Source organism: Bradyrhizobium sp. WSM471 (assembly GCF_000244915.1).
GTDB lineage: Bacteria > Pseudomonadota > Alphaproteobacteria > Rhizobiales > Xanthobacteraceae > Bradyrhizobium.
In genome coordinates, this window is record NZ_CM001442.1 from 3,939,451 (window position 1) to 3,961,742 (window position 22,292).

Genomic DNA, 22,292 nt, shown 5'->3' on the forward strand with positions numbered 1-22,292 from the left:
CGAAAGCGCTGTGATGTCAAGGGGCTCGAAGCGAATTCGAGCCTTGCATTTGGGCCGGAATCGCATTTTCCGACGAAAATCCTATTCGTAGCGGACCCGCCGGGAGGGTTTGCGCGCGCAAGGCAGTGCCACCACGACCACGCACATGGCGACCAGCGCCAGCCCCAGGAACTCGAAAACCAATAGATCCACGGCAAAACCCCTCAGAAACATTGCTAAACTTGTCTGGGGCGAATTGAGGGTCTGTTAATTCTCGTGGTTACCGGCGGCGGGCCGGGCCGGATGGTGGACGCGGGGTTAACGGGGGCGACCGTCCAAAACGAAATCGGCGCCCCGCAGGACGGGGCGCCGACGTTCGTTTGACGTTGCAGCAGGCCTTACGGCAGCTTCAGCGACGTCTCCGCGTTGTACGGCTTGAGCGTCTCGTCGGCGGCCTTCTGGGCGGCGACGAGGGCTTCCTTCGGCTGCTTCTTGCCGTTGAGAACCAGCATCACCTCGTCCTCCAGCGTCTTGCGCACCGGCACGGTCTTGTAGGTCGCGAACCAGGGCTTGGCGACGTCGAGCTGCTCGACGGCGGTCTTGGCGTCCGGGTTCTTGTTCAGGAATTCGACCATGTCAGGCGTCTTGTAGGCGGCCATGTTGGGCGCGAAATAGCCGGTGGCGCGGCTCCACCAGCCGCTCTTCTCGGGCGAGGTCATCCACTTGATCAGGGTCCAGGCGGCCTTCTGCTTGTCGGCTTCCTGTCCCGCGGGAACGATCAGCGAGGCGCCGCCGATCGGCACGGCGTTGCGGACGTTGCGCGGGATGAAGGCGACCTTGTAGGCGAACTTGGCGTTGTCACGCACATAGGTCAGCGAGCCCGTCGAGAGCATCATCATTGCGGCGTTGCCGGAGATGAAGGAGGTGCTGACGGCAGGGCCGGGCGTCGCGCCGGGCGGGTGAACCTTGTGCTTGGTGACGAGGTCGTTCCACCAGGTCAGCGCGCCCAGCATCGAGGGCGTGTCGTAATAGACCTCGCCGCCGAACTCCTCGTTGTAGTAGCGCCCGCCATTGGTCATGGTGAGGGTTTCCATCATCCAGCCGCAATAGTCGTAGGCGCAGGGGATCGCGATACCCCATTGGGTCACCTTGTCACCCTCGCGCTTGGTGAGCTTCTTGGCCCAGTCGGTCAATTCGGCCCAGGTCTGCGGCGGCTTGCTCGGATCGAGGCCCGCTTCCTTCGCCTTGTCGGCATTGATGTAGAGCAGCGGCGTCGAATTATGGAATGGCACGCCATAGACCGAGCGGTTGATCACCGCGTTGCCCTGCAGCGCCGGAAAGAACTGGCCCAGAAACTGCTCCTTGGTGGTGCCGTCGGCGGCGATCAGGGGATCGAGGTTTGTGAGCTCGTTCTCGATCTGCATATCGAGCAGAAAGTTCGCCGACATGATCACCGCAGCCGGCGGCTTGCCGGCCTTGATCGAGGCGCGCGTCTTGATCAGCGTGTCGTCATAGGAACCGGTGTAGACGGCGGTCGCCTTGATGTTCGGATGTCCCTCGTTGAATTCCTTGATCAGGGTGCCCATGTCGCGGGCGAGCTTGCCGTCGACGGGGACGGGGAAGAACAGGTCGATCTCGGTCGGGCCTTCGGCCAGCGCCGGGAAGGTGAGGGCGCTTGCCAAAGTGCCTGCAATGGCAAAACCAAGCATGAGCCTGCGGGAAAACAGCATCGAGAAATCTCCTATTTGATGCCTGAGGTGACGAAAGAGCTGATGAAGCGTTTCTGGAAGATCAGGAAGGTGACGAGCAGCGGCGCGATCACCATCAGCGTGCCCGCGGCAATGGTGCCCCAGGCCTGCGTGCCTTCCGCGGTCGCGGTGAACACGGAGAGCCCGACCGTGAGCGGCCGCTTGTCCGGCGAATTGATCACCATCAGCGGCCACAGGAAGTCGTTCCAATGGCTGGTCACGGAGATGATGGCAAAGGCCGAGAAGCTCGGCATCGACAGCGGCACGTAGATGTGGCGGATGCGCTGGAGCAGGCTGGCGCCGTCGATCAGGGCAGCGTCTTCCAGCTCGGTCGGTATCGCCTCGAACGCTTGCCGCATCAGGAAGGTGCCGAAGGCGGAAGCGAAGAACGGCATCATCACGCCGGTGAGCGTGTCGTAGAGGCCGAGCTGCGCCACCAGGCTCAAATTTGGCACGATCAGCAGCACCGGCACCAGCATCAGCTGCATCAGGAACAGATAGAAGATCAGCGATTTTCCGGCGAAGTCGAGCCGCGCAAAGGCAAAGCCCGCCAGTGTGATCGTGAAGACCTGCACCAGGAGAATGCCGGTGCAGATGATGATGGTGTTGAGGGTGTAGCGCGGGAAATCGCCGATGTCCCAGGCGTCCCTGACGTTGTCGAGCGTCGGCTTCAGGCTCGGCATCAGCTCGGCCATGAGGTTGATGCCGTCGGATGCCGGGCGCAGCGTCGCCACACCCATCCACAGGAACGGGATCAGCCAGACCACCGCGAGCAGCACGGTCAGCGCAAAGCCGAGCTTTGGCGTGATCTCCCGGCGGGTGGCGAGCGGGGCGTCCCTGAACAGACGGTCGAACAGCCTCATGACCCGCCCTCGCGGTTTGCCATCGTCCGGAAGGAGAGCGCGGTGAGGCCCATCAGCGCCGCAAGCGTCAGCAGTGTCGCTGCCGAAGCCTTGCCGATGTCGTAGTGCTCGACCGCCTGTTGGTAGATGTAGAACAGCACGAGATTGGTCGCGTTGGATGGGCCGCCCTTGGTCATGACGAAGACGTGGTCGACCTGCGTGACCGCGTTGAGTGTGGCGATGACCGTGACGAACAGGAAGGTGGGCTTGAGCTCCGGCAAGATGATGTGGCGCAGCCGCTGGTACGGCCCGGCGCCGTCGAGATGGGCGGCTTCCATGACATCTTCCGGCACCGCCTGGAGGCCGGCCAGGAAGAACAGCATGTAGTAGCCGGCGTTCTTCCAGATCGTGATGACCATGATCGCGTAAAGCGCGATGTCGGAATCGCCGAGCCAGTTCGGCAGCACCGGAAGCAGGCTGCCGATGTAATAGTCGAGCAGCCCGACATTGGGCAGGAAGATGAACAGGAATAGCGCGGAGGCCGCGACCATCGGAATCAGCACCGGCAAAAACAGCGCGGCGCGCAGCGCACTGGTGACGGCGTTGGTGCGCGCCAGCGCCAGCGCGAACAGCAATGCGAGGGCGATGCTCGGGACCGCGGTGCCGACGGCATAGACGAGATTGTTGACGACCGCGCCGGTGAAGGCGGGATCCGCAAGCACCGCTGCGATGTTGTCGAGACCGACGAAACGGACCGGCGCCCTGGGCGTGGCGCGCTGGTACAGCGCGTCGACGAGCACGCGGCCCATCGCACCATAGGTGAACAGCGCGAGGAAGACGAGCGAGGGCAGCAGCAGGAGATAGGCCGGCAGCGAGGTCTTGAAGCGGTGAGAGAACCGCTTCAGGACACGCAGGCGCGGCGCCGCCGAGGCCGCGACCGGGAGAGCCGCGGGTTCTGCGAAGCTCATCTCATCGCGCCGGGAAATTGAGCGCATAGTCGCGGCCGTCCACTCCCGCCGGTGGTTCGAAGGGAAAGCGCAGACTGCTGTCGAGGAAGTCGTGGCTGTGCACGACCAGGTTCTCGCCGTCGATCAGCACCACGCCGTAGGCCGGCGGCTCATGGCTGGCGAGATGCTCGGCTGCGGCAGCGTCGAGCTCGAACCAGACCTGGTGGTTGGTGCCGCGAAGCGTCGAGAACGGGATCTTGCCGTAGCTGCCGAAGATCGGCCGGTGCACGTGGCCGAAGAAGAGGTGGCGGATGCGCGAGCGGTAGGGCGCGATCACTTCGGCGAACTCGGCGCTCTGCGCCAGCGCGATCTCGTCCATCGCGTGCACGCCGACCGGGAACGGCGGATGGTGCATGAAAACGACGAACGGCATGTCGGCTGGCGCAGCGGCCAGCGTGCTCACGAGCCAATCGAGACGCTTGGCACACATCTCTCCGGCGTGGCTGGTTTCGTCCAGCGTGTCCAGAAACACGAACAGACCGTGCTCGGTGGTGCGCGTGCCCTGCACGAAACCGTTCGGATCGCGCGGGGCGGACCTCAAGCCGTCCAGACAGGCGACACGGCGGTCGTGATTGCCGACCATGGCGATGTAGGGGATTTTCAACGCCGCCATTGCGTCGGCGAAATTGGCGTAAGATTCAGCCTCGCCCCAATGGGTGAGGTCGCCGGTCACGACCGCGAAGGCCGCATCTACGTGATGCTTGTTGATGTCGGCAATCGCAGCGTCCAGTCGGGCGCGCGGGTCGAGGCCATACAGCTTCAGCCCGGGGTTCGCGAGATGCGTGTCGGTGATGTGGATGAATTTGAAGGGCATGGCGCGCTTGTCAGGACCGTTGGAGGATGGGCGCCTCCGGCAAGACAGCCCTGACAGGCCGTTAGAGCGCGAGTGTTTCAGTTTGATGACAGCGGTTCCCGAGGCGCGAGGCGTCCACAAGCTCGGCTCGGTAGGGTCGATTAGCCGAAGGCGTAATCCACAACTGTGAGCCAACTTCAAGTTGTGCTATTGCTGCTCTAACGAGTGGCAATCTCAACATGACAGGCGAGTTCGGTGAGCGGGCTTGATGATCGCGGCCGCGTCAGTCGTAGGGTGGATTAGCGAAGCGTAATCCACCTCTTCACTTTCCGCTTGTTGAGAGAGAGGGGGTGGATTACGCCTTCGGCTAATCCACCCTACGCACCAAGTTCGTAGCTACGTCCCGCAGAACGTCTGCAGCACTCGCTGCTCTGGCAGCGGGGGATCGGCGTAGGCGGCGTAATCCGGCTGGTTCTCGAACGGCTTTGCCAGCACCTTCACCAGCTCCTCGAACGGCGCGTAGTCGTCATCGTTGACCGCCGCCTGGATCACGGCCTCGACGCGGTGGTTGCGCGGGATGAACATCGGGTTGACGGCGTGCATGGTGGCTTGCCGTTCGGCTGCGGTTTGCGGCTCAAGCGCCGTGCGCTCGCGCCAGCGCCTGGCCCATTCATCGATCCCCCCGGGGTCCATGAACTGGGAGCGTGCATCGTCGGCAGCCGGATCACCAGCGGCGTCACCAAGCTTGCGGAAGGTGAGGGTGAAGTCGGCCTGGTTCTTGGCCATGGCGTCGAGCAGGTCCTGGATCAGCGCATCGTCGCCATCGCGTTCCGTGAACAGGCCGACCTTCTTGCGCAGGCCCGCCTGATAGGCGTCGCTGAACGTCTCGGAGAAGGCGCCGAGAATGTCCTGGGCTTCCGCGACCGCCTTTTCCTGATCGTCGGAGAACAGCGGCAGCAGGCATTCGGCCAGCCGCGTCAGATTCCACAGCGCGATGCGCGGCTGGTTGGCATAGGCGTAGCGGCCCATCTCGTCGATCGAGGAAAACACCTGCGCCGGATTATAGGAATCCATGAACGCGCACGGACCGTAATCGATGGTCTCGCCTGATATCGATGAGTTGTCTGTGTTCATCACGCCGTGGATGAAGCCGACCAGCAGCCAGCGTGCGACGAGATCGGCCTGGCGCGCGACGACGCCGGACAGCAGCGCGTGATAGGGCCGCTCGGCGCCGAGCAGCTCCGGATAGTGGCGGGCGATCACATGGTCGGCGAGCCTCCGGATCGCATCGGTGTCGCGGCGGACCGCGAAGAACTGGAAGGTGCCGACGCGGATGTGGCTCGAGGCGACGCGGGTCAGCACCGCGCCGGGCAGCGCGGTTTCGCGGATGACGTGCTCGCCGGTGACGACGGCAGCGAGTGAGCGCGTCGTCGGGATGCCCAGCGCGAACATCGCCTCGCTCACGATATATTCACGCAGCACCGGCCCGAGCGCGGCACGGCCGTCGCCGCGGCGGGAGAACGGCGTGGGTCCCGAGCCCTTGAGCTGAATGTCGCGGCGGATGCCGTCCTTGTCGATGACTTCGCCGAGTAGCACCGCCCGTCCGTCGCCCAGCTGGGGCACGAACTGTCCGAACTGATGGCCGGCGTAGGCCATGGCGATGGGATCGGCGCCGGCGGGAACCGTTTTGCCGGCCAGAATTTCGGCCCCCTCAGGGGTCTCCAGCACGTCAGGATCGAGCCCGAGCTGGACCGCCAGCGGCCGGTTCAGCTTGATCAGCCGGGGCGCCGCCACCGGCGTCGGTGCGACCCGGGCGAAAAAGCTGTCCGGCAGCGCCGAATAGGAGTTCTGGAACGGGAAATGGACTGTCATGGCCTCAAGATAGGCGTGGAACGCCTGATGGCAAAGGCTTGAGCCCGGATTGGGCAAAAATGGGCACTTCCAGCCGAAAACGGGCCGTTCCCTTGGTTGCCGCCCTCCGCCTCGTCGGGTAAACCCTGCCGCAACTTTCGCATAGGGCCATTCGCCCTATCGATTCGATCCTCCGACATTGAATTTGGGACGACCATGCATCGCTACCGGTCACATACATGCGGCGCGCTCCGCGAGAGCAACATCGGCGAGACGGTCCGCCTTTCAGGCTGGGTCCATCGCGTTCGCGACCATGGCGGCGTGCTGTTCATCGACCTGCGCGACCATTACGGCCTGACCCAGTGCGTGGTCGATCCGGACTCGCCGGCGTTCTCGCAGGCCGAGAAGCTGCGTTCGGAATTCGTGGTCAAGATGGACGGCAAGGTCCGCCGCCGCCCCGAAGGCACCGACAATGACGATTTGCCGACCGGCAAGATCGAGATCTATGTCAGCGACATCGAAGTGCTGGGCCCGGCCGGTGATTTGCCACTGCCGGTGTTCGGCGACCAGGAATATCCCGAGGACATCCGCCTGAAGTACCGCTTCCTCGACCTGCGCCGCGAGAAGCTGCACCAGAACATCATGACGCGCGTCGAAATCATCAAGTCGATGCGCCGGCGCATGGAGGGGCAGGGCTTCTTCGAGTTCAACACGCCGATCCTGACCGCGTCCTCGCCGGAGGGCGCGCGCGACTTCCTGGTGCCGTCGCGCATCCATCCCGGCAAGTTCTACGCGCTGCCGCAGGCGCCGCAGCAGTACAAGCAGCTCTTGATGATGTCGGGCTTCGATCGCTACTTCCAGATCGCGCCCTGCTTCCGCGACGAGGACCCGCGCGCGGATCGTCTGCCGGGCGAATTCTACCAGCTCGACGTCGAAATGAGTTTTGTGACTCAAGAGGACGTCTTCTCGGCTATGGAGCCTGTCATCACCGGCGTGTTCGAGGAGTTCGCCAAGGGCAAGCCGGTGACCAAGGGCTGGCGCCGGATTCCGTTCGCGGAAGCCTTGCGCAAGTACGGCTCCGACAAGCCGGACCTGCGCAATCCGATCGAGATGCAGGACGTCTCCGAACACTTCCGCGGCTCCGGCTTCAAGGTGTTCGCGCGCATGTTGGAGGACCCCAAGAACCAGGTGTGGGCGATCCCGGCGCCGGGCGGCGGTTCTCGCGCCTTCTGCGACCGCATGAATTCCTGGGCGCAGGGCGAGGGACAGCCGGGCCTTGGCTACATCATGTGGCGCGAGGGCGGCGAAGGTGCCGGTCCGCTCGCCAACAACATCGGTGCTGAGCGCACCGCCGCGATCCGCGCGCAGATCGGCGTGAAGGAAGGCGATGCCGCCTTCTTCGTCGCCGGCGATCCCGACAAGTTCTGGAAGTTCTCAGGCTTGGCCCGCAACAAGGTCGGCGAGGAGTTGAACCTCACCGACAAGGAGCGGTTTGAGCTGGCCTGGATCGTCGACTTCCCGATGTACGAGTACAACGAAGAGGACAAGAAGGTCGACTTCTCGCACAACCCGTTCTCGATGCCGCAGGGTGGCCTCGATGCCTTGAAGGGCCAGGACCCGCTGACCATCAAGGCGTTCCAGTACGACATCACCTGCAACGGCTACGAGATCGCCTCGGGCGGCATCCGCAACCACGTGCCGGAAGCGATGGTGAAGGCGTTCGAGATCGCCGGCTATGGCGAGCAGGAAGTCGTCGATCGCTTCGGCGGCATGTACCGCGCCTTCCAGTACGGCGCGCCGCCGCATGGCGGCATGGCCGCCGGCGTTGACCGCATCGTCATGCTGTTGTGCGGCACCAACAATCTGCGCGAGATCTCGCTGTTCCCGATGAACCAGCAGGCCATGGACCTCCTGATGGGCGCGCCGTCGGACGCCACCCCCAAGCAGCTCCGCGAGCTGCATGTGAAGGTGAATTTGCCGCAGAAGTGAGCGGGTGCCCCGGACGCAGCGCAGCACGTAGTGATGCGCTGCTGAGCCGGGGCCCAGTCTCAGCGATCAGCAAGCTTCTGGATCCCGGCTCTGCGTCGCGTCATTGCATGCCGCGACGCGTCCGGGACACGAGATCAAACTACAGCCCCGTCGACGCCTCGATCCTGAACTGCGCAAGCGCGCTCTGTGGGTCGGTTTGCAAGAGCTGCATCAATTGCATCAGTGGTGCCTTGGCGCGTGGGGACAGCTTAATGGAAAGCGTCTGGCCCGGCGTCTCGACGAAGCGGGCGATCGCGTCCACGGCCGCGTTCGCATCCGGATTGACGGAAGCAACTTGCTCCCGTTTAGCCTTGATGCTCTCGACGATCGCCTGGCGTGCGGTATCGCGGCTGACATTCTGCATGCGCGCGAACTGCGCCGCGACGAGATCGACGACGCCGCTATCGCGCAATGAGAATTCGAGCGTGCCCGCCTCGATCCGGGCCGCTTGGCCAATGAGCTGGGCTGGATCGGCCGAAAACACCTCGCGTGATACGTTGCCGAGCGCGATACGCAGTTGCGCTCTTGCGATCCCTCCGATGTCGAGGGTCGCAGGCGTCAGAGCGAAGCTGTTGGACTGTTCGGTCCAGGCAGCGCCGAGATCGAGGTCGATCGCGAGCTTGTCGATCCCGCTGGCAATCAATGGAATCTGTTTTGGGTCGGATGGATCGACCGGCGTCACAAATTTGGCAACCACATGCGCCTTGCTCGGGATCGAGCCGACCATCTGTCCCCAGTCCAGGCTCAGTGTGTGGATCATGACCAGCTTCTTGGTGGTCTTGAACGGCGCCGTCACGCCCTTGATCTCCGCGCCTGCGAGCACGCCGAACAGCCCGAGCATCTGATCCGGCGAGGGCGCCCGCCCGGGAGTGGTGAGGCTTGCTGCCCAGCGCATCAAATTCGCCGTGCTGAAGGATTTCAGCGCGAAGCGCTCCATCTTGAACTGTCCCTGCGGAGACGGCGTGTCGACACCTTCGACCGCGAACTCGCCGTCGCGATATCGGATGGCATTAACCGTGGCCGTTCCTTGCGGCGTGCCGACCGACATCTTGCCGATTTCGGCCTTACCGATGCGAAGACCCTCATAGACTCCGGCGAGCTTCTCCAGCAGCTCGCGTGCCTCTGCCGGCGTCGGCGGGGCCGATTGATCCCGTGGCAGCGCAGCAAATATCTCGGCCAGCCGGAATTTCGAGGGCTGGACGGCGATGTCTTCCATGGTGAAGCCGTCGATATCCACTCGCAGTCCCTGTGCCGATTTGAGCGCATAGGGGCCTGTCGAGACCTGCCGGTAGACCCGGCGGTAGCTGTCGTCGTTGGCCGTCTGCGGATCGAGCGCGGCGAGGATCGCGCTCGCGTCGAAATCGTTGACGATGATGTTCGACAATTCGCCAGTCAGCTTGTCCGGTTTGCCGGGCTGCTTCACGTCGACCGAGATCACGGCGCGGTCCGACTTCATCGCGTCGATCTTGCCGTGCTTCAGGTTCTGGATCGCCAGTCCGGAATAGGTGACCTCGCCGCTGCCGGCGGTGCCGGAATCGAAGCTGATCGTGAGGGTCGGGGCCGTGAGCGACGATGCAGCGACACTCGCATATTGGCCGAGCACGTAGCGGTACACGTCGACCAGCGAGCCGTCCGCCGGCACCTGACCCGCGTGAACAGGACCGGCATAGTCGCGCATGACCAGTTGCGGGATCTTGTACGCGACCTTCAGCTTGGCAGCGCCGATCTGGTCCAGCGCAACCTCGAGCCCGGTGATATCGATTCGTCGGCCGAAAACCTCGTCTCGTCGATCCGGCGAACGCCCGTGCCCTTGATCGCGGCGATCCTGATCTGCGCCTGCGGCTCCTTGCCGGGCGTAACCGCGATGTCCTCGATCGTGAGGGTGCGCGTGGGCAGATCGAAGGCGATCTTGCCGTAACTAGCCTTGCCGCCTTGCTTGCGGATTTGCTCGAACGCGGCCTCCACCTCGGAGGTGGTGCGATGCTGGACGTAGAGATTGAAGCCGAACCATCCGCCGGCGGCCACCGCGGCCACCACGATCAGGCCGATCAGGATTCTCTTCATTCCCGGCTCCAGTTGCTCGCGTTGCAGCACGCAACCTGCCATATTCGCAAAGCAATGCGCGGTCCAGGGAAAGTGAACGCTATCAGATATTTGACGGCGCGCCCTGTTGATGGGGCCGCAATCGGATGTTGCCACCGGGGCGCCCGGCGTGCTTCATCCCGTTTCCATGACCCGGAAATACCACCGGAAGGCGGGCCGGTCAGGACAACGTAGTTTGAGGCCGGTAACGCGAGGCGAGACACCGCATGTCGTCTTATTCCGATGATCTCCACCAGGCGGCGCTCGCCTATCACCGTCTGCCGCGCCCCGGAAAGCTCGAGATTCAGGCGAGCAAGCCGCTCGCCAACCAGCGTGACCTCGCGCTGGCCTATTCTCCCGGCGTCGCCGCCGCCTGCATGGAGATCGCCAAGAATCCGGCGGAAGCGGCGACGCTGACGATCCGCTCCAATCTGGTCGCCGTGGTTTCGAACGGCACCGCCGTGCTCGGCCTCGGCAATATCGGTCCGCTGGCCTCGAAGCCGGTGATGGAGGGCAAGGCGGTCCTGTTCAAGAAATTTGCCGGTATCGACGTGTTCGACATCGAGATCGCGGCCGATACCATCGAGCGCGTGGTCGAGACGGTGGCCGCGCTCGAGCCGACCTTCGGCGGCATCAATCTCGAGGACATCCGCGGACCGGAATGCTTTGAGATCGAGGCGCAGCTCAAGGAGCGCATGAAGATCCCGGTCTTCCATGACGACCAGCATGGCACCGCGATCATCGTCGCCGCCGCGATCACCAATGGCCTGCGCCTGAACGGCAAGAACCTGTCGGACGTCAAGATCGTGGCATCGGGAGCAGGGGCCGCAGCGCTCGCGACACTGAACCTGCTGGTGTCGATGGGCGCGCAGCGCAAGAACATCTGGGTCTGCGACATCGACGGCCTCGTTCACGAAGGTCGCAACACCACGATGGACCGTTGGAAGGCGGTCTATGCGCAGAAGACCGACAAGCGCACCCTCGCCGACGTCATCGGCGGCGCCGACATCTTCATCGGCCTCTCCGCACCGGGCGTGCTCAAGCCCGAGATGGCCAAGGCGATGGGCGACAAGCCGCTCATCATGGCGCTCGCGAATCCGACGCCGGAGATCATGCCGGAGGAGGCGCGCAAGGTGCGTCCCGACGCCATGATCTGCACCGGCCGCTCCGATTTTCCGAACCAGGTCAACAACGTCCTGTGCTTTCCCTTCATCTTCCGCGGCGCGCTCGATGTCGGCGCCAGCGCCATCAACGAGGAGATGAAGCACGCCGCCGTCGAGGCCATCGCGCAGCTCGCGCGCGAGGCGCCGTCCGATGCGGTCGCGCAAGGCTTCGATACCGGCGAGACGCAAGGGTTTGGCCCGGGCTCGCTGATCCCGAGTCCTTTTGATCCGAGGTTGATCCTGCGCATCGCGCCGGCGGTGGCGAAGGCCGCGATGGAATCGGGCGTTGCGACCCGGCCCATCACCAATTTCGACGAGTACACCGCGCTGCTCGAGCGCTTCGCGTTCCGCTCCGGCCTCGTCATGAAGCCGATGTTCGCGAAGGCCAAGACCCAGCCGGTGCGGGTGATTTACGCCGAAGGCGAGGACGAGCGCGTGCTGCGCGCGACCCAGGTGGTGCTGGAAGAAAAGCTGGCGACGCCGATCCTGGTCGGACGTCCGTCGGTGGTCGAGGCGCGCATCAAGCGCTTCGGCCTGTCGATCAAGGCCGGCAAGGACTTCGACCTCGTCAATCCCGAGGACGATCCGCGCTACCGCTCCTACGTGCAATCCTATGTCGAGGTCGCCGGCCGCCGCGGCGTCACGCCGGACGCGGCGCGCACGGTGGTGCGCACCAACAACACCGTCATCGCGGCGCTCGCGGTGGTGCGCGGCGAGGCGGACGCCATGCTCTGCGGCGTCGAGGGCCGCTACATGAGCCATCTGCGCCATGTCCGCGAGATCGTCGGCTTCACGCCGGGGATCAGCGACTATGCGGCGCTGGCGCTGCTGATCACGAGCAAGGGCGCCTTCTTCATCGCCGACACCCAGGTGCGGCCCAATCCGAGCGCCGAAGAGCTCGCCGAGATCGCCTCGCTCGCGGCGGTCCACGTCCAACGCTTCAACATCAAGCCGAAGATCGCCTTCGTCTCGCATTCGGATTTCGGCAGCTACGACACGGAATCCTCGCGCAAGATGCGCCGGGCGACCCAGCTCCTGAAGGAGAAGCATCCGGAGCTCGAGGCCGACGGCGAGATGCAGGGCGACACCGCGCTCTCGGCCGCTGCGCGCAAAATGGTGCTGCCGCACTCCAACCTCGAGGGCGAGGCCAACATCATGATCATGCCAAGCCTCGACACCGCCAACGTCGCCTACCAGATGATCAAGTCGCTGGCGGACGCGCTGCCCGTCGGTCCGATCCTGATCGGCCCGGCGCGCCCGGCCCACATCCTCACCCCGTCGGTGACGGCGCGAGGCATCCTCAACATGACCGCGGTCGCTGTGGTGGAAGCGCAGGAGCGCGCGTCGCGGCAGCAGCCGACGCTGTTTACGTAGGGGCGGCCGCGCGAGAGGTGCAATCCCTTCTCCCCTTGCGGGAGAAGGTGGCGCGAAGCGCCGGATGAGGGGTTCTCTCCGCGCGACGAATCTCGAGAGTTGTCCCTGCCGATAGAAACCCCTCACCCGTCTCGCCGCTTCGCGGCGAGCCACCCTCTCCCGCAAGGGGAGAGGGGAAGAGGCTCCTGGTGCTAGTTTTGAATTACTTTCACTTCGCGATTTCCCCGTTTGTAAATCGGCGAACGACTCTCCATAATCCCTGAGTGCTTTCGCAAAATCCGGTTTCAAAAAGCCTGAGCAAAGAGGCCGATCATGCCAGCGTTCGTGACTTTCGGGCGGATCCTGTTCGCCGTGCTGTTCATCTACACGGGTGCGGCAAGACTGTTTGCCATGCAGGCGACCGTTGATTTCATCGCCGCCAAGGTCGTGGTGCCCGACATGATCGCGCCTTACGCCAAGCAGATCGAGACGGCGACGGCCATGACCACGCCGCAACTGCTGGCGATCGCGGTCGGCGGGCTCGAGATCATCGCGGGGGTGATGATCGCTCTAAATTTCGGCGCGCGCTTCTTCGCGATGCTGATGATCATCTATCTCGCGGTCGCGACCTTCCTGTTCTACGACTTCTGGAATCAGGTGCCGCCCGACAACGGCAAGATGCTGGTCGACGCGCTCAAGAACCTGTCGATCATCGGCGCGCTGTTCATGATCATGGGCTATGGCCGCGCCACGCGTCCGGCCGAGGCGGCCTACGGGGACGTGTAAGGGTTTAAACCACCTGCGTCCTGCGCCACGGCGTCACCGTCACGTCATGCGCGGCGTCGAGCAGATACGGCGCGCCGGGCTTCATTCCGTGTGAGGCCAGCACCTCCTGAGGCGTGCGCTCCGGTACTTCGACAAAACAGCCTTCGCCGCCGGGCAGCCGCAGGTGCGGGGCTTCCGACAGCCAGAACGTGTCGTAGCGGTGCATGAACATGTCGAACACGACGGGCCCGCCGATGATTGCGACGGTGCCGGAGGCGACATCGGCGAACGCGCAGGCGTCCTCGAAGCTGGCGTGAGCCGGATTCCACAAGGTCGCGTTCGGCATTTCGGGATCGACGGTCAGAGCCTTGATCTTGCGGGTCAGGACCAGGCGCTTGCGCTTGGGTGAATTCGGCTGCTGCTCGTGCGAGTGACGGCCGTGCACGATCAGCGCGGCGCGATCGAGCGCCTGCTCGAAAAACAGCTTGTCGCCTTCGAACTTTAGGCTGTCAGGCATGACATGATCGGCGTCGGCGAGCATGCCGTCGGCAGAAACGATGACGTAGCCTTCGATCCGAAAGGACAATGGCGCGGCTATTCGGAAACCGTCGTCACGACGCTGTTGACCGGCCGGTTGCTCACCGTCGGCAGCTTGACGTCCTTGAGCAGCTCCTGGTCGTATTCCGGCAGCGTCGAGGCCGGGAACTTGGCGCGCATCGCCACCACCTTGTAACCGCCGGCCTTCAGGCGCTTGAGCAATTCGGGCAGGGCTTCCGCAGTGTGCTTCTGGAAGTCGTGCATCAGGATGATGCCCTTGCCCTTGCTCTCGAGCTTCTTCATGACGGTCTCGATCACCTTCTCGGGCTTCGAAGCCTTGAAGTCGAAGGAGTCGATGTCGCAGGAGAAGATCGCCGTGTTGCGGTTGCCGAGATAGGTGACCATCTCCGGCGGATGCTGGAGCGCCGGGAAGCGGAAGAAAGGCGAGGGCGAAATGCCGCCGAGCGCCCATTTCACCGCGGAGAGGCCCTTCTCGATCTCCTCCTTGCGCTGCGCTTCCGTGAGCTTCTTGTTGTTGAGGTTGGCGTGCGACCAGGTGTGGGTGCCCACGGTATGGCCGGCCGCGTAGACCTGCTTGAGGATCTCCGGCTCGTAGGTCGCGTGCTTGCCGATGGAGAAGAAGATGCCGGTGGTGCACTCGTCGGCGAGCGCCTTCAGCACCGCGGGCGTGTTCTTGGGCCAGGGGCCGTCGTCGAAAGTCAGCACCACCTCCTTGTCGCGCAGGAAGTCGAGCTCCTTGAAATGCTCGAAGCCGAAGCCGGGACCACCCGTGGTGTCGATCTCGACCGTGCGGGCGACGCCGAGTGCGCCGGGGGTATTGCAGGCCGCGCGGGCGGGCTGCGGCGCCTGTTTAGGCGGGGGAGGATTGACGAAGCCCGCCGGCGCGGCGGCTGCTGCAGGAGCGGGTGCCGGAGCCGCAGCGGGCGCAGCCGCAGCCGGTGTTGCCGTCGGTGCGGCCTGCGTCGCAACAGCGGGCTTTGCAGCCGGGGTCTGCGACCATGCCGCGCCCGTCATCGCCAGAGACATCGCGCTTGCTAAAATCAGTCCTGCCGCCACACGCATGGTGTTGTCCTCGAGATTGATCCCGTTGTTCCGCCGCGGCTTTTCGCCTCCGGCAAAACCATCCTGCCCCTAACGATCCTAGCCTAGATGGTGGGCCCTCGCCATTGCAACGGCTGTTTGGCGCCCCAGCCCAATTGTGCCCAACCGGGTTGGGAACGCGTGGCGTCAAGTGTCGGCCAGCGCCTTGGCGATCGCCGTCTTGATCCGCGTATCGGCAGGCTCGACCGTGGAGGCAAAGACATCGGCGATATAGCCGTCTCGGCCGATCAGATATTTGTGGAAGTTCCAGCGCGGAACTTCTCGCGGACGCGCCTCTGCCGCCCATTTGTAGAACGGATGCGCCTTCGCACCGACCACGACGGCCTTGGCCGCCATCGGGAAGGTAACGCCGTATTGGTGGTGGGCGGTTTCCGAGATCTCGCTGGTGCCGCCGGGCTCCTGTCCGCCGAAGTCGTTGGAGGGCACGCCAATGACAGTGAGGCCGCGTTCGCGAAACTCGCTCCAGATGTCTTGCAGGCCGGCATATTGCGGCGTGTAACCGCACAGCGAAGCGGTGTTGACCACCAGCAGCGGTTTGCCGGTGAAGGCCGCAAGGCGGATGTCGTCGCCTGACAAGGCCGGGAAAGAGAAGGCAAAGGCAGAGATTCGGCTGATGCCGCCATCCGCCCGTGCACGCGTCGCCGGCGCCAGCGTGCCTGCAAAGGCGGCGATGAGCATGGTTCTGCGGTTCATCATGACGGCGTCCCCCGAAATGATCTGGGAGGCATCTTACTCCGCCGGTGCGAGCGGCCTCGTCAACACCGCGTTATCTGCCGCGATGAAGCGCGTTAGTACAGGCGGACGATGAAATCGGTGCCTTCGCCAGTCTCGCCCTGGTTGATGCCCTGGTCAGAGACGATGATCGAGCCGCCTGATGTCAGCATTTCGTTGATCTTCGCGATCGTGTCGGCCGCGATCGAGACGCGGTCGAGGGCCTCGGCCGGGCTGTCCGGCGTGACCACAGGCTTGGCAGCGACGGGAATCACGGCCGCGCCACGCCGGCGGCTTGTCATGCGGCCGTTATCTTCGCGCGCGGCAGAGCGGACGGATACTGGCAAGGACACAACAGACCAATGCAGCGCATTGGAATCGGCCTTGTCGATCTCGGCGGTGAAGACATGCGTACCGAGCGGCCGATCGCTCGCGGCGATCGTGACAGGCACCTCGAACAGCGGCGCAAAGTTCTGCCGCACGTAGAGCTTGGAATCCTTGCGGCTGATGAAGACCGCGATCTGGCCCGCCCGCTTGGGCGCTTCAGGTTTTGCCACGGGTGCCGGATCGGCAACGCGGGTCTCGTCCTTCTTCACGTCGGGCGTGGCCGCCTGCGCTGGTGCCATGACCGGCGCATCGGACGTCTTCGCGGGTTCGGACTTCGCGGTTTCGGACTTGGCCGTTTCAGACTTGGCCGTTTCAGGCTTGGCAGTTTCCGACTTCGGCGTCTCCGCGGCCTCGACAGGCTTCGCTTCAGTGTCCGCGGGCTGGACGGCGTCTCCGGCCTGGGGCTTGGCCGCGTCCGTCGCCTCGGCGGTCTTGGTCTCCGGCTTTGCCGTTGTCTCGGTCTGGTCGGCCGATGCTGCGGCGTCCTCGCGGGCCGGAGCGTATCCGGTGGTCACGTCCGACATCACGGTGTGGCCGACCGACGAGCGCAGCTCGAACACGCCGTCGGCGCTGGCGGTTTTCGTTTCAACCGGCTTTGCTTCGGTGGCCGCGGTATTGGCCGTGCCCTTGTCAGCCTTGTCGCCGGCATTGGTCTGCGGCTCGAGGCTGGCCGCGGGTTGCGGCGGAACGCGCACCGAGGCAAGCAGCGGATGTGAGAAGTTCTGCGGCGACATCTGACCGGGCGAAACGATCACGCGCGCGCCCATCCTGGTCCAGTTCCACATCTTCACCGCGAACGCCATCGGCATGCGGATGCAGCCGTGCGAGGCCGGATAGCCCGGCAGCACGCCCGCATGCATGGCGACGCCCGACCACGTGATCCGCTGCATGTACGGCATCGGCGCGCCGCTATAGATGTTGGAGTGGTGGAATTTGTGCTTCTGGATGACGCTGAACACACCCATCGGCGTCGAATGGCCCTTCATGCCCGTCGACACCGGGGATTCCGCGAACACGCCGTTGGTGTCGTAGACCGTGACCTTCTGCCGGTCGATCGAGACGACGATGACGAGAGGACCTTGCGGTTTCGTGCCGGCTTCTTTTTCGGCGACAAGGTCTTTCTTACCGGCCGTGGCGCGCTTCTGCGGCTTCTGGCGCGGGACGTCGGGGTGGCGCTCCTGGCGCCCGTAGGACCCGTCCGAATAATCCGTCCAGTAATAAAATGCTGCGTCCGCCTGGCTAGCCGTGCCGATCGCACCCGCCGCCGTCAAAATGGCGACCTGCCAAAATCGCGCCGGCTTGGCAGAAAAACCAGACCCGTTCACGCTGTTCATCATCGAATCCATAATCCAAATCAAATGTTAGTCTCTCAGAGGGGATACGCGTTCACCAGCACGGCGGTTCTGCGATCAGCTACTTTTGTCCAAACCGTAGCAAAAAAGCCTCACGGAGCGGTAAACGGCGGCCGTGTCGGCTCGCCGGTCGTCTTCCTGATCGGTCACCCGATGCCTACATTGCCTGGACTTGTTACCGGAGAACTTCATGTCATCTCGTTTCCCCAGTCTTTCCAGCATCCGCTTGAAAGGCCTCGCTTTATTCCTCCTGGCGCTGACCGTGCCGGCAGCGTCCGCCTTCGCCGCGGACGAGCCGGATCTGATCTTCCGCCGCTCGACCGTGTTCAAATGGATGAGCCCAAACGACAAGCTTGCGACCTACGGCCTCGACGATCCTGAAGTCGAGGGCGTGGCCTGTCATTTCACGGTGCCGGAGAAGGGCGGCTTCAAGGGCTGGCTGGGCCTTGCCGAGGAGGTCTCGGACATTTCGCTCGCCTGCCGTCAGGTCGGCCCGATCAAATTCAAGAACAAGATGGAGCAGGGCGACGACATGTTCCGCCAGCGCCGCTCGCTGTTCTTCAAGAAGATGCAGATCGTGCGCGGCTGTGACGCCAAGCGCAACGTGCTGGTTTACATGGTCTATTCGGACAGGCTGATCGAGGGTTCGCCGAAGAACTCGACCTCGACCGTGCCGGTCATGCCGTGGGGACCGGCGGACGCGAACGTCCAGAAGTGCGGAGAGTTCTTCACCCAGTGACGCTCTTGCGTTCACTCAGTGACGCGCTTGCGTTCACTCGGTGATGTCAGCGCGGTTGGCGCGCGGTTTTGCAAGATGCGAGCCGGTCAGCCGCACGAATGACTGCGGCGTGGCCTCAAACCCACGGCTCGATTGCAGCGCCATTTCGCCAGGCGAATTGGCGCTGCTGCGAACAGGCTGTTGCTCCCGGCGGTCCGTTCGTCGGTCCGCATCGCGCGTCGTTGCGCGAACTTGCGCCGTCATGGTGGCCGTTCCTCACATGAACGCGCTCGGCGATCCCCGGGCGTCCTCGGTCTCGATAGCTTGGGTCGCAGTCGAAGCGCCCCCGGTTCGACAGGACCCAGCCTTCGTTCGGCTTCTCTTCAGCAGAAAAACGTAAAACGCATGTGAAGGGTGTGAGGCGGGATCATGGCGACGCCAGCGTTCCGGCGCGCATCCGAGCTCGTCCGGAGCCTGTCAGGCCACATTGGGCTGCCGCACGACCCATCTGAAAAGATTGAGATTTTCCGTCGAATGTGTCGTCGCCGCGAGCGGGACGAAACAATTCTCACGGAGATGAAACCATTTTCCGGCTTTGGCGCATCACGCGCGAAACCGCCCATGGTTATCAACATCACAACGACGACGGCGCACGCCGGCCACCGAATTCGGAGAGAAGTCCATGCGCACGCTCAGCCTCATCCTTGCTTTCGGTTTCGTGCTTGCCGGCTCCTCGTTCGGAGGCTCGCCAGACGGCAATGTCCCGGGCATCGGCACTTTCCAGTATAGCGGCTCGCCGATCATGGCCCCGGCGCAGCAGCCGATCGTGGTTGCCGCGCGCTTCTGATCGCCAACAAGAAAAATCAGCCCATAAAGGCCATCATGATTGTTCGTACTTTTGCTGCGGCGTTCATATCCCTTCTGACGATCAGTGCCGTTCAGGCGCAGGTGCGCTCTCCCTCCAGATTACCCGATCCCCGTACCGAGTTCGTGAGGCAATGCGCGCCGCGCATGCTCGGACGGTGGGAGCATCCGGAAGAGGTCTGCGGCTGCCTGCACGATCATGCCGCCGCCGTCGTCGAGGATCGCGATCTCCGCGAGGCCCTGCTGCGCGGCATCAGCGAGACCGGGGTGCCGACGATCGAGACTGACTGGGTGCCGGCCGCAAAGCAGACCGAAATCGGCCCCACCTTCACCAAGATCGCCAAGCCGACCCTGCAATGCATGTTCGATCCGGCGAAGTAGCGCTCATCGCTTTGATTTCGGACCAAACCGCGAAACGCAGGTGCTGGTCCGTGCGATGCCCTTGTCGGTCATCTTGGCGCCGCGCACTTCCTTGACCTGTCCGGCGGGACAGGTTCCGTCGTCCACTTGCACGCGCTGGCCGAGCTTGAGATCGACGATATCCTGCTCGCGCCCAACCGTGCCTGCGCGCGCCGTCGCGGCGAGTGCGATGAAGATCAGGAGCGAGAGGCAAGTCGCGCGGCGTAGCAGCATGGTGTGAGCTCCCGGCATCGATGCCGCAATGTAGGGAGCGGTAGCCGATTCTCATAGTGAACGTTCGTCATGCCCGCCGGGCCGCTTGCGCCTCGCTCGCAAGGCCGCTCGCGATTCCCGCGCGAGCCGCTCGGCGGATGCCACGAGCTTCGGAACCGCGTGGCCGGAAAATCCCAGCACGAAGCCGGGCAGTGGACGTGAGCGTGAATAGGTGTCGGCCAACAGCCAGCCTTCGGCGCGGGCGGCCTGCTTGGCTTCTGCCGCCACGAGCGGATCGACCGAGGGATCGAACCGGGCGACAAGATGCAGACCCTGCGATGGGACCGGCACCGACAGCACGCCGTCGGATGCGGCTTCGAGCGTCCCGGCCAGCGCGTCGCGCGCCTCGCGGTAAAGCTTGCGCACGCGCTTCAGGTTCGCCGCGAAGGCGCCGGAATTGAGCATGTCGGCCACCGCGCCCTCCATCAGCGTGCCGGGAAAGCGGTCGAGCGCGGCCCGCGCCGCGGTGACATCCGCAATCAAGCGCTCGGGCAGGGCGCAATAGCCGATGCGCAGACCCGGAAACAACGTCTTGGCGAACGTGCCCATGTAGATCACGCGCTGGAGGTGATCGATGCCGGCCAGCGACATCAGCGGCGCGCCGTCATAACGGAATTCGCTGTCGTAATCGTCTTCCAGCACGAAGGCGCCGGCCTGCCTGGCCCAGTCCAGCAGCTCGAGCCGCCGCGGCATCGACATCTGCACGCCCAGCGGAAACTGGTGCGATGGCGTCACATAGGCTGCGCGCGCGGACGGCGCCGCCGCGCGGCCTCTGGCGATCCGCATGCCGTACGCGTCGACGGGCACGGACACGGCACGATAGCCGCAATGCGCGATAGTCTTGCGCGCGGCGGGATAACCTGGGTCCTCGCACCAGACCTGGTCGTTGGGCTTCAGGATCGCGCTCAGCACGATGCGCAGCGCGTGCAGCGTGCCCGACGTCAGCATGATCTGATCGGGATCGCAGCGCAGGCCCCGCGCCGACAACAGATGATCGGCGATCGCCGCGCGCAGCTCGCGGCTGCCGCGGGGGTCGCCATAGTGCAGATGCTCCGCGCCGAAGGCGCGCATGCGGCGGCCGACAAAGGCCCGGAAACGCTGCACGGCGCGCGCGTCGATATGGGTGCAGCCGAGCGAAAACGCGCCTTGCCCCGGCGTTTCGACGCTGATCTTCGGCCGCTTCAGCTCGGCCGCGCGTGCGGGAATGCGCGCGGCGACAAACGTGCCGGAGCCGACGGTGGCGTCGGCAAAGCCGTCGGCGATCAGCCGCTCATAGGCGGTGACGACGGCATTGCGCCGAAAGCCGGTTTGTTTGGCCAGCGTGCGCGACGGCGGCAGCGGCTCGCCGGGTTTCACCAGACCGCCGACGATCATCTCGCATAGTGCCTGATACAGCCGATGCGCCGACGAGGCGCCAGCCGTGATGTGCGGGCCTGCGAGATCGAGCGGCAGCTCGGCCTTGGCGGGCGAGGGGGTGGAATTGGTCGGAATTTTTCGCATGGAATTGGCACTATCGCAGACCAAATCCGCGGCTACAACTGCTCTGGATTGTTGCAATCCGACAGGAGCGGCCGTGAGCCAGACCGAGAACCCAAATTCCTATCCGACATCCGCGCGCAACCAGGTGAAGCGCCGTCACGACCGCGGCTTCTACGATCACGACACCGTTCATCGCATCCTGGATTCCTCGATGCTCTGCCACGTCTCCTACGCGATCGACGGCCAGCCCTATTGCACGCCGACCTTTTTCTGGCGCGAAGGGACCAAGCTGTATTGGCACGGCTCGAGCGCCAGCCGCATGCTGCGCAACCAGACCCGGGGCGAGCGTGTGTGCCTGACAGTCGCCCATCTCGACAGTCTGGTGCTGGCGCGCTGTGGATTCAATCACTCGGCCGACTACCGCGCCGTGATGGCATTCGGCACCGCCTATCTCGTCACCGATCCCGAGGAGAAAGAGCGCGCGGTCATCGCGATGGTCGACCGCTTCTTCCCCGATCGCACCGCAAGCCTGCGGGCGAGCAACACGCAGGAGATCAAGGCCACCTCCTTTATCGCGATGGAGATCGAGGAGGCCTCCGCGAAAATCCGCGCCAAGGGCGTCGCCGACGACGACGAGGACTATGCGCTGCCGATCTATGCCGAGCGCATCCCGGTACGCACCGTGCTCGGCGCGCCGGAGCCTTGCCCGCGGCTGCTCGACGGCGTGCGCCGGCCGGCGACACTGAATGGCTATTCGGAAGGCCGGCTGCTCGAAGATGCATTGCGGGATGCTTATTTTGCAGAGTACCCGAACGGCTGAAATCGGTTAGCTTGCGCTC

Annotated in this window: 21 protein-coding genes; 7 read left to right on the forward strand and 14 right to left on the reverse strand. The window is 64.2% G+C overall.

Features of this window, described 5'->3' with window-relative positions:
- Window positions 1–377 precede the first annotated feature (377 nt).
- From BRA471DRAFT_RS17340 to BRA471DRAFT_RS17360, 5 genes are all read right to left on the reverse strand, one after another.
- Window positions 378–1,709, reverse strand: a complete 1,332-nt coding sequence (locus BRA471DRAFT_RS17340) for an ABC transporter substrate-binding protein (protein WP_007609407.1) — start codon at window positions 1,707–1,709, stop codon at window positions 378–380.
- 11 nt (window positions 1,710–1,720) lie between these two features.
- The gene (locus BRA471DRAFT_RS17345; protein WP_007609409.1) at window positions 1,721–2,590 is read right to left on the reverse strand and encodes a carbohydrate ABC transporter permease; all 870 of its coding nucleotides are present in this window, start codon (window positions 2,588–2,590) and stop codon (window positions 1,721–1,723) included.
- Window positions 2,587–3,537: a carbohydrate ABC transporter permease gene (locus BRA471DRAFT_RS17350; RefSeq protein WP_035974046.1), complete on the reverse strand. Its 951-nt coding sequence runs from the start codon at window positions 3,535–3,537 to the stop codon at window positions 2,587–2,589. Before BRA471DRAFT_RS17350 ends, BRA471DRAFT_RS17345 begins: the two co-directional genes overlap by 4 nt.
- A 1-nt stretch (window position 3,538) precedes the next feature.
- Window positions 3,539–4,390 carry a phosphodiesterase gene (locus BRA471DRAFT_RS17355; protein ID WP_007609412.1) on the reverse strand — a complete coding sequence of 284 codons (852 nt, stop codon included), beginning with the start codon at window positions 4,388–4,390 and terminating at the stop codon, window positions 3,539–3,541.
- A 375-nt stretch (window positions 4,391–4,765) separates the two neighbouring features.
- Window positions 4,766–6,241 (reverse strand): YdiU family protein, encoded by a 1,476-nt coding sequence (locus BRA471DRAFT_RS17360; protein ID WP_007609413.1) that lies wholly within the window; start codon window positions 6,239–6,241, stop codon window positions 4,766–4,768.
- A gap of 195 nt (window positions 6,242–6,436) precedes the next feature.
- On the opposite strand from BRA471DRAFT_RS17360, the gene aspS reads away from it, so the two are divergent.
- Entirely contained in the window at window positions 6,437–8,209 is a 1,773-nt protein-coding gene (aspS, locus tag BRA471DRAFT_RS17365; protein WP_007609416.1) for an aspartate--tRNA ligase, read from the forward strand.
- A 139-nt stretch (window positions 8,210–8,348) separates the two neighbouring features.
- Here the strand turns inward: aspS and BRA471DRAFT_RS17370 are convergent, their stop codons facing one another.
- Together BRA471DRAFT_RS17370 and BRA471DRAFT_RS40365 are read right to left on the reverse strand one after the other, a co-directional pair.
- On the reverse strand, window positions 8,349–9,926 hold the full coding sequence (locus tag BRA471DRAFT_RS17370; protein WP_007609421.1) for a hypothetical protein: 1,578 nt from the start codon (window positions 9,924–9,926) through the stop codon (window positions 8,349–8,351).
- A 29-nt stretch (window positions 9,927–9,955) separates the two neighbouring features.
- Window positions 9,956–10,312: a hypothetical protein gene (locus BRA471DRAFT_RS40365; RefSeq protein WP_007609423.1), complete on the reverse strand. Its 357-nt coding sequence runs from the start codon at window positions 10,310–10,312 to the stop codon at window positions 9,956–9,958.
- A 245-nt stretch (window positions 10,313–10,557) separates the two neighbouring features.
- Here BRA471DRAFT_RS40365 and BRA471DRAFT_RS17375 point away from each other — a divergent pair, with 245 nt between their 5' ends.
- Both BRA471DRAFT_RS17375 and BRA471DRAFT_RS17380 read left to right on the forward strand, forming a co-directional pair.
- A complete protein-coding gene (locus BRA471DRAFT_RS17375; protein WP_007609425.1) occupies window positions 10,558–12,867 on the forward strand; it encodes an NADP-dependent malic enzyme in 2,310 nt (769 codons plus the stop codon).
- A 312-nt stretch (window positions 12,868–13,179) separates the two neighbouring features.
- Window positions 13,180–13,632, forward strand: a complete 453-nt coding sequence (locus tag BRA471DRAFT_RS17380) for a DoxX family protein (RefSeq protein ID WP_007609426.1) — start codon at window positions 13,180–13,182, stop codon at window positions 13,630–13,632.
- Between the two features lie 4 nt (window positions 13,633–13,636).
- Here the strand turns inward: BRA471DRAFT_RS17380 and BRA471DRAFT_RS17385 are convergent, their stop codons facing one another.
- The 4 genes from BRA471DRAFT_RS17385 to BRA471DRAFT_RS17400 all read right to left on the reverse strand — a co-directional run bounded on the left by BRA471DRAFT_RS17385 (window position 13,637) and on the right by BRA471DRAFT_RS17400 (window position 17,702).
- Window positions 13,637–14,197, reverse strand: a complete 561-nt coding sequence (locus BRA471DRAFT_RS17385) for a hypothetical protein (protein ID WP_007609427.1) — start codon at window positions 14,195–14,197, stop codon at window positions 13,637–13,639.
- 8 nt (window positions 14,198–14,205) lie between these two features.
- The gene (locus BRA471DRAFT_RS17390; protein ID WP_007609428.1) at window positions 14,206–15,231 is read right to left on the reverse strand and encodes a polysaccharide deacetylase family protein; all 1,026 of its coding nucleotides are present in this window, start codon (window positions 15,229–15,231) and stop codon (window positions 14,206–14,208) included.
- Between the two features lie 165 nt (window positions 15,232–15,396).
- Window positions 15,397–15,966, reverse strand: a complete 570-nt coding sequence (locus BRA471DRAFT_RS17395; protein WP_007609429.1) for a glutathione peroxidase — start codon at window positions 15,964–15,966, stop codon at window positions 15,397–15,399.
- Window positions 15,967–16,058: 92 nt separating this feature from the next.
- A complete protein-coding gene (locus tag BRA471DRAFT_RS17400) occupies window positions 16,059–17,702 on the reverse strand; it encodes a L,D-transpeptidase family protein (protein WP_007609435.1) in 1,644 nt (547 codons plus the stop codon).
- A 208-nt stretch (window positions 17,703–17,910) separates the two neighbouring features.
- Here BRA471DRAFT_RS17400 and BRA471DRAFT_RS17405 point away from each other — a divergent pair, with 208 nt between their 5' ends.
- Window positions 17,911–18,459: a CreA family protein gene (locus BRA471DRAFT_RS17405; RefSeq protein ID WP_007609437.1), complete on the forward strand. Its 549-nt coding sequence runs from the start codon at window positions 17,911–17,913 to the stop codon at window positions 18,457–18,459.
- A gap of 33 nt (window positions 18,460–18,492) precedes the next feature.
- On the opposite strand, the gene BRA471DRAFT_RS17410 is transcribed toward BRA471DRAFT_RS17405, so the two are convergent.
- Window positions 18,493–18,702, reverse strand: a complete 210-nt coding sequence (locus BRA471DRAFT_RS17410) for a hypothetical protein (protein ID WP_007609438.1) — start codon at window positions 18,700–18,702, stop codon at window positions 18,493–18,495.
- 418 nt (window positions 18,703–19,120) lie between these two features.
- Here BRA471DRAFT_RS17410 and BRA471DRAFT_RS38905 point away from each other — a divergent pair, with 418 nt between their 5' ends.
- Both BRA471DRAFT_RS38905 and BRA471DRAFT_RS17415 read left to right on the forward strand, forming a co-directional pair.
- Window positions 19,121–19,285, forward strand: coding sequence for a hypothetical protein (locus tag BRA471DRAFT_RS38905; protein ID WP_007609440.1), 165 nt, complete (start codon window positions 19,121–19,123; stop codon window positions 19,283–19,285).
- A gap of 35 nt (window positions 19,286–19,320) precedes the next feature.
- Window positions 19,321–19,683 (forward strand): hypothetical protein, encoded by a 363-nt coding sequence (locus BRA471DRAFT_RS17415; RefSeq protein WP_007609442.1) that lies wholly within the window; start codon window positions 19,321–19,323, stop codon window positions 19,681–19,683.
- A 3-nt stretch (window positions 19,684–19,686) separates the two neighbouring features.
- On the opposite strand, the gene BRA471DRAFT_RS17420 is transcribed toward BRA471DRAFT_RS17415, so the two are convergent.
- Together BRA471DRAFT_RS17420 and BRA471DRAFT_RS17425 are read right to left on the reverse strand one after the other, a co-directional pair.
- The gene (locus BRA471DRAFT_RS17420) at window positions 19,687–19,935 is read right to left on the reverse strand and encodes a DUF6719 family protein (RefSeq protein WP_007609447.1); all 249 of its coding nucleotides are present in this window, start codon (window positions 19,933–19,935) and stop codon (window positions 19,687–19,689) included.
- A gap of 51 nt (window positions 19,936–19,986) precedes the next feature.
- Entirely contained in the window at window positions 19,987–21,474 is a 1,488-nt protein-coding gene (locus tag BRA471DRAFT_RS17425; protein ID WP_007609448.1) for a PLP-dependent aminotransferase family protein, read from the reverse strand.
- 73 nt (window positions 21,475–21,547) lie between these two features.
- Between BRA471DRAFT_RS17425 and BRA471DRAFT_RS17430 the strand changes: the two genes are divergently transcribed.
- Entirely contained in the window at window positions 21,548–22,273 is a 726-nt protein-coding gene (locus BRA471DRAFT_RS17430; protein ID WP_007609451.1) for a pyridoxamine 5'-phosphate oxidase family protein, read from the forward strand.
- Window positions 22,274–22,292: the final 19 nt, after the last annotated feature.

Excerpts from the sequence above, each read along its gene's own strand:
- BRA471DRAFT_RS17340 (WP_007609407.1), bottom strand. The coding sequence starts at position 1,709 with ATGCTGTTTTCCCGCAGGCTCATGCTTGGTTTTGCCATTGCAGGCACT.
- BRA471DRAFT_RS17345 (WP_007609409.1), bottom strand. The coding sequence starts at position 2,590 with ATGAGGCTGTTCGACCGTCTGTTCAGGGACGCCCCGCTCGCCACCCGC.
- BRA471DRAFT_RS17350 (WP_035974046.1), bottom strand. The coding sequence starts at position 3,537 with ATGAGCTTCGCAGAACCCGCGGCTCTCCCGGTCGCGGCCTCGGCGGCG.
- BRA471DRAFT_RS17355 (WP_007609412.1), bottom strand. The coding sequence starts at position 4,390 with ATGCCCTTCAAATTCATCCACATCACCGACACGCATCTCGCGAACCCC.
- BRA471DRAFT_RS17360 (WP_007609413.1), bottom strand. The coding sequence starts at position 6,241 with ATGACAGTCCATTTCCCGTTCCAGAACTCCTATTCGGCGCTGCCGGAC.
- aspS (WP_007609416.1), top strand. The coding sequence starts at position 6,437 with ATGCATCGCTACCGGTCACATACATGCGGCGCGCTCCGCGAGAGCAAC.
- BRA471DRAFT_RS17370 (WP_007609421.1), bottom strand. The coding sequence starts at position 9,926 with ATGCGCGACTATGCCGGTCCTGTTCACGCGGGTCAGGTGCCGGCGGAC.
- BRA471DRAFT_RS40365 (WP_007609423.1), bottom strand. The coding sequence starts at position 10,312 with ATGAAGAGAATCCTGATCGGCCTGATCGTGGTGGCCGCGGTGGCCGCC.
- BRA471DRAFT_RS17375 (WP_007609425.1), top strand. The coding sequence starts at position 10,558 with ATGTCGTCTTATTCCGATGATCTCCACCAGGCGGCGCTCGCCTATCAC.
- BRA471DRAFT_RS17380 (WP_007609426.1), top strand. The coding sequence starts at position 13,180 with ATGCCAGCGTTCGTGACTTTCGGGCGGATCCTGTTCGCCGTGCTGTTC.
- BRA471DRAFT_RS17390 (WP_007609428.1), bottom strand. The coding sequence starts at position 15,231 with ATGCGTGTGGCGGCAGGACTGATTTTAGCAAGCGCGATGTCTCTGGCG.
- BRA471DRAFT_RS17395 (WP_007609429.1), bottom strand. The coding sequence starts at position 15,966 with ATGATGAACCGCAGAACCATGCTCATCGCCGCCTTTGCAGGCACGCTG.
- BRA471DRAFT_RS17400 (WP_007609435.1), bottom strand. The coding sequence starts at position 17,702 with ATGAACAGCGTGAACGGGTCTGGTTTTTCTGCCAAGCCGGCGCGATTT.
- BRA471DRAFT_RS17405 (WP_007609437.1), top strand. The coding sequence starts at position 17,911 with ATGTCATCTCGTTTCCCCAGTCTTTCCAGCATCCGCTTGAAAGGCCTC.
- BRA471DRAFT_RS17410 (WP_007609438.1), bottom strand. The coding sequence starts at position 18,702 with ATGACGGCGCAAGTTCGCGCAACGACGCGCGATGCGGACCGACGAACG.
- BRA471DRAFT_RS38905 (WP_007609440.1), top strand. The coding sequence starts at position 19,121 with ATGCGCACGCTCAGCCTCATCCTTGCTTTCGGTTTCGTGCTTGCCGGC.
- BRA471DRAFT_RS17415 (WP_007609442.1), top strand. The coding sequence starts at position 19,321 with ATGATTGTTCGTACTTTTGCTGCGGCGTTCATATCCCTTCTGACGATC.
- BRA471DRAFT_RS17420 (WP_007609447.1), bottom strand. The coding sequence starts at position 19,935 with ATGCTGCTACGCCGCGCGACTTGCCTCTCGCTCCTGATCTTCATCGCA.
- BRA471DRAFT_RS17425 (WP_007609448.1), bottom strand. The coding sequence starts at position 21,474 with ATGCGAAAAATTCCGACCAATTCCACCCCCTCGCCCGCCAAGGCCGAG.